The 4,883-nt window shown below is 36.3% G+C and carries 3 protein-coding genes; 2 read left to right on the forward strand and 1 reads right to left on the reverse strand.

What is annotated here, in order from left to right; all coding sequences use genetic code 11:
- Positions 1–422 precede the first annotated feature (422 nt).
- Positions 423–1,841 carry a M48 family metallopeptidase gene (locus ABWO41_RS15375; protein WP_353139951.1) on the forward strand — a complete coding sequence of 473 codons (1,419 nt, stop codon included), beginning with the start codon at positions 423–425 and terminating at the stop codon, positions 1,839–1,841.
- 15 nt (positions 1,842–1,856) lie between these two features.
- Positions 1,857–3,410 carry a DUF6770 family protein gene (locus tag ABWO41_RS15380; protein ID WP_353139953.1) on the forward strand — a complete coding sequence of 518 codons (1,554 nt, stop codon included), beginning with the start codon at positions 1,857–1,859 and terminating at the stop codon, positions 3,408–3,410.
- 132 nt (positions 3,411–3,542) lie between these two features.
- Here the strand turns inward: ABWO41_RS15380 and ABWO41_RS15385 are convergent, their stop codons facing one another.
- Positions 3,543–4,628, reverse strand: a complete 1,086-nt coding sequence (locus tag ABWO41_RS15385) for an AI-2E family transporter (RefSeq protein WP_353139955.1) — start codon at positions 4,626–4,628, stop codon at positions 3,543–3,545.
- Between the last annotated feature and the right edge of the window lie 255 nt (positions 4,629–4,883).

Below are 4,883 nucleotides of genomic sequence, written 5' to 3' on the forward strand. Positions count from 1 at the left end.
AGACGAGTTTAAAAATCTGATATTCCAAAACGGAACATCAAGTTGGGGTGGAACAAAAAAAATCATTGCATTTACAGAGCAAGGAGTTGCTATACTTTCTGGAATATTAAATAGTGACAGAGCTATTGCTGTTAACTTCAGAAGCTCCTACACCAAATAATAAATTAAAGCAAATTATATTAACTCAATAATTAACACTTAAAATCGTTAACGTAACAAGAACAGTAAGTTAATAAATAAAAACACCTATATACACTCACCAATTAAAATATAAAGAAAAAATTTTCCTTAACCTTCTTGTTTATTATTAAATATTACCTCACTTTTGTTATTAGATTATACTAAACCAAACATTGCACCCTATTTATAAAATTATAAACCAGAAGTTTAACATCACTGTTATTATAACGATTATTTGTTTATTGGCTATTTCTCGCATTTCGGCACAGGAAAACACCCATTTTCTACCTTTCATTTTAAAAGATTCTGTAAAAGCAGAAAAGCTTGCCAATACCTTTAGCTCCTCAATTAAAAATTCTTATGTCCTTCCTGCTGCTATCAAATCGGATTACAGGAAAAACTACCTGGCTATTAGAGAAAATGCAGCGGAAGAAGCAAAATACCTCATTAAATATACCGCCTTATTAGACACCATCATCACCCCCTATTTAGAGCATGTGTTTAATAAAATTATTCTTGCAAACCCTCAATTTAAAAATAACAAGTTGCTGGTTGTACGCAGCCCGGTAGAAAATGCTTTTGCTATGGGCGATGGAACCATATTTTTTAATATTGGCTTACTGGCAGGTTTAAAAAACGAGTCGCAAATTGCCTTTATCATGTGCCATGAATTAAGCCATGGATACTTTGATCATATCCATAAAGGAGTTAACCAATATCTCAGCAGTATTTACGATAAAGATCTTCAGAAAGAATATAATAAAATCACCAGAAAGGGATATAACAAAAATAAATTGGTTAAAGATTTAATGATGAAAGTAACGCTTAATCATCTTTACCACAGCAGAAGTCACGAAAGCCAGGCAGACTCTATGGCCTTTTTCCTTATGAAGAAAGCCAATTATGACGTATCACAAGCCTATACCGCATTGGCTTTTCTGGATACTCTGGGAGATCCATTGAAACCGGTTAACCCTACTGCTTTTAACCAGATCAATTGTGAAGCTTTTAACAGACCTGTGAGTGCAGATTACAAAAAGTCGAAATCTATATTTAATGTAAGTGTGGAGTATGACAACAGTGATACTTTAAAAACCCATCCCGATTGTAAGCTAAGAATGCAGGCTATTAAACAATTGATGATACGAACGGGAAATGACACCACCAGGATTATAGCGCAAAACCCCGACGGGAGATTACTAAAAGTAACAAACACCGCAAAATTAGAGAGCCTGCAAAGCTGGTACGAACATGAATATTATGATAAGTCTTTATATTATGCCCTATTGCAGCTTAATAGTAACCCGAATAATAATTACTTAAAATCCTTGATACTACTCAGTTTATACCAGTTAAAGTATCATTTGGAAAAACATGAATATTCCGACGTGGTATCTAATACCAGCTTAAACAATCCGGAAAGCTTAAACAACTTTTTAGACTTTCTGCATACCTTAAGCATAAGCGATTTTGCTAAAATAAAAACATGCATAGACCAAAACTATGTGACCACCCCTACAGAGAACGAATTTATAATAGCCGCTAACTTTGCTACTGCCATGTTAGACAATAACCATGACAAAGCAAAGAAAATTGCCCTGCAATATAAACGCATTTATCCGAAGGGATATTTTAATAAGATGATACATAGAATAAACTAAATACAAATACTAAACATGAAGAAAAATTACATTCTGGCCATTGGAGCCTTGTTTCTGACTTGTACAGCCTTCGCGCAAACTCAAACGCTTGAAGGCTTTAAATCTGTCAGCAAAAAAAGTATCACCCCTATTATCAATAACAACGAGGTTAAGGGCTATACCTTATTTTTTGAAGCCGACAAAGCTGATAGAAAAAACACCAATTACGGCCTGGCTATTTATGATGAAGACTTAAAAAAAGTAAAGGAGATTAACCTTGTTAAACCTAAAGATGATTACATGCTGGTAAACAATGTTTATAACGATGCAGCCATTGCATTTATGTTCTATAACTTTAAAGAGAAGTCATTCGAGATAGAAAGCTATTCTAGAGAGCTTAACAAATTAGGTTCAAAAGTTATTACAGATGTTACAACAGCAGATAACAGGCTGATGAAACAAAGCCTGGTATTCGATCAGAAAGGCGAATCTGGTTTCAATGCGTCTATTAATATTTTTGCTGTACCGCAAAAAGGGTTTATTAAAAACAGCGTAAACGGGCATAGTAAAGGTTGGGTATTGGAAATGTATGATAATAGTCTGAAAAACTTATGGAGATTAGAAAGCGGCGATTCTAAAGAATATGAAAATATTGTCCCCGTTTCGGCTTCAGAAAAATACGTATTGGCATCGCTTTCCAAACGTAATGGCTTAATGTCTACTAAAATGGAATCTTTTCTGGTTTTGATAGATATAGCCACCGGCAAAAAGATATTTGAAATTAGTGCAGAGAGTGATCCTAAAGAGCAACTTTCTATTACCGGAATGTATCTTGACGAAACTACCAACGAAATTATTACTGTAGGAGATTGCTATAACAAGTCGGACAAGCCAGGTGTTGCCAGAAGTACAGGCTTCTACATCAAGCGCTTTTCTCCGGAAGGCAAAGAACTTTCGAAAAAATCTTATGCCTGGTCAAAAGACATAAAATTGGCTGCCGGAAAACAGATTATAGATAATTCATTTATCAATTTTACGCATAAAATCGCTAAAACAGCTGATGGTAAAACTTATATTATTACCGAGCAGTACAAAAGAAATGTGAGCGCCATGGGAGTAGCATCCTTAGCTCTTGGAGGAGGTTCCAGTGTGTTAAAAGGTATAGTTGGAAACATGCTTGTATTTGTAGTTAACCCCGATTTAACCCTGGCAGAAGTAAAGCAGATTGCAAAAGACAAATCTACTGTGGCCTTAATGCCAGGAATCGAAATGTATGGTCCGGGTTTAACAGGTTTGATGATGAAAATGATGGGAGATTTCGATTACCAATTCCTGAGCAATAGCAGTGACAGAAAAACATTTAATGCAGTATATGTTAATTACGATAAAGAGAAACAGGAAAAAACCAAGAAAGTAGTTGGAAATATAATACGTGGCGAAGATGGAAAATTAAGCGTTGATAAAATTGACGTAACAGGAAAGACAACTTCTTCTTTTATTTATCCCGCTAAACCGGGTTATATCATGATGGTTGATTTTCTTAAAAAAGAAAAACAGCTTGGATTAAAGCTTATTAAAGTAAACGGTTAGTTCCTCTATTTACTCCATACAGGGCTGACCCACAGTTATCATTCCTTCTTCTCCGAATAGAGTCCGGTAATGAGTAAACTTTAGGTCAGCCCTGATTATTGTTAAACTGTTAAAGTAAATTTCTACGGCCTATTACAATAAATGAGATTCTCTGGGATCAGAAGCCTTATCATTTTCATCGGTTAATTCTTGCTGTTTCTTAATGTAGAGTTCGTCTACCAGCACAATAATAATAGCCAGCAGAGGTGTAGCAAGCAATACCCCCAACACTCCCGAAACCGTCCCCATTAAAACCTGACTCATGATGGTAAGGGCCGGCGGAAGGTTAATCATTCTCTTCTGCACCAAAGGTGTAACAATATTACTCTCCACAGCCTGTATAACCACATAAATGGCCACGATAAGCAATGCGGTATGAGGGCTGATAGCAAAACCGATGAGTACAGCAGGAACCATGGCTATAAGCGGACCGAAATTGGGAACAAAGTTCATGATCCCTGCGAGTATGGCGAGGGTAAGCGCTAAGGGTACCTCTAACAATAACAAAGCAGTAAGGGTAAGTATAGATATTAATGGCATAGCCAGAAGCATTCCTTTTAACCAGCCTTTTAATACCATTCCAATTCTTTGCATAACAATTTCTGCTTCTTTTTTCCCCGCAGCTGGAGTAAGCTTAATGATTCCTTTCTTGTAAATGGATGGATCTACGGTAAAGAAGACGCTAAGGAAAATAATGATATAAAAGGTGCCGATTACTCCAAATCCGGTATTGAATAACCCTTTGGCTGTATTCATGAACTTATCGGTATCATAAACGGATATACTTAACAAGATTTTCCGTCCTACAGATGTCTGCTGAAGAGATTCCCTCACCTTCTCTATCATAGCCGGAAAACCACTTTGCAATTCGTCTATCTGCGTTTGCAGGGTGCTGCCCATAAACCAGAAAATTAAAGCTGCAAGTAACAGGAAAAGCCCCACTGCCAGTGACATGCTCCAGCTCCTTCTTAACCCGGTAGACCGTTGGATAACATCGCCTAATCCATGAAAAAACACTGCGATAAGGGAAGCTGCAAGAATCATGAGCAGGACATTAAATGCAGCCTTCAATACAAATATAATGATGATAGAGAGTGCCAGAATTCCTGTTACTATCCACACCTTTCGGATAAATGATGATAAAGAGGGGTTTACTTCCCGGTTTTGATATTCGCCCATATAAAAATTTAAATTGATCTTTATCTGCTACAGATATAAGCTGCTAAAAATTAACCAACAGCTATTTATAACCATAATCCTATAGCCTGATGATGGCTTTTGTCTGCTATGCATTTTCTTTTATAATTGAAATAGCAGCAACAGCATAAACCGAAAGCTTCATCAAACTCATTTTCTTAGTCACAACATATTTGTGCCTAAAGAAGTTTTAAAAGGGATCGAAGAATGAGGCTTTTAGCCTTATGCTTTCAGCTT

It is taken from the genome of Pseudopedobacter sp., assembly GCF_040392825.1.
GTDB lineage: Bacteria > Bacteroidota > Bacteroidia > Sphingobacteriales > Sphingobacteriaceae > Pseudopedobacter.

What these genes read in the sequence shown, in the direction of transcription:
- ABWO41_RS15380 (WP_353139953.1), top strand. Translation starts at nt 1,857, where the DNA reads ATGAAGAAAAATTACATTCTGGCCATTGGAGCCTTGTTTCTGACTTGT.
- ABWO41_RS15385 (WP_353139955.1), bottom strand. Translation starts at nt 4,628, where the DNA reads ATGGGCGAATATCAAAACCGGGAAGTAAACCCCTCTTTATCATCATTT.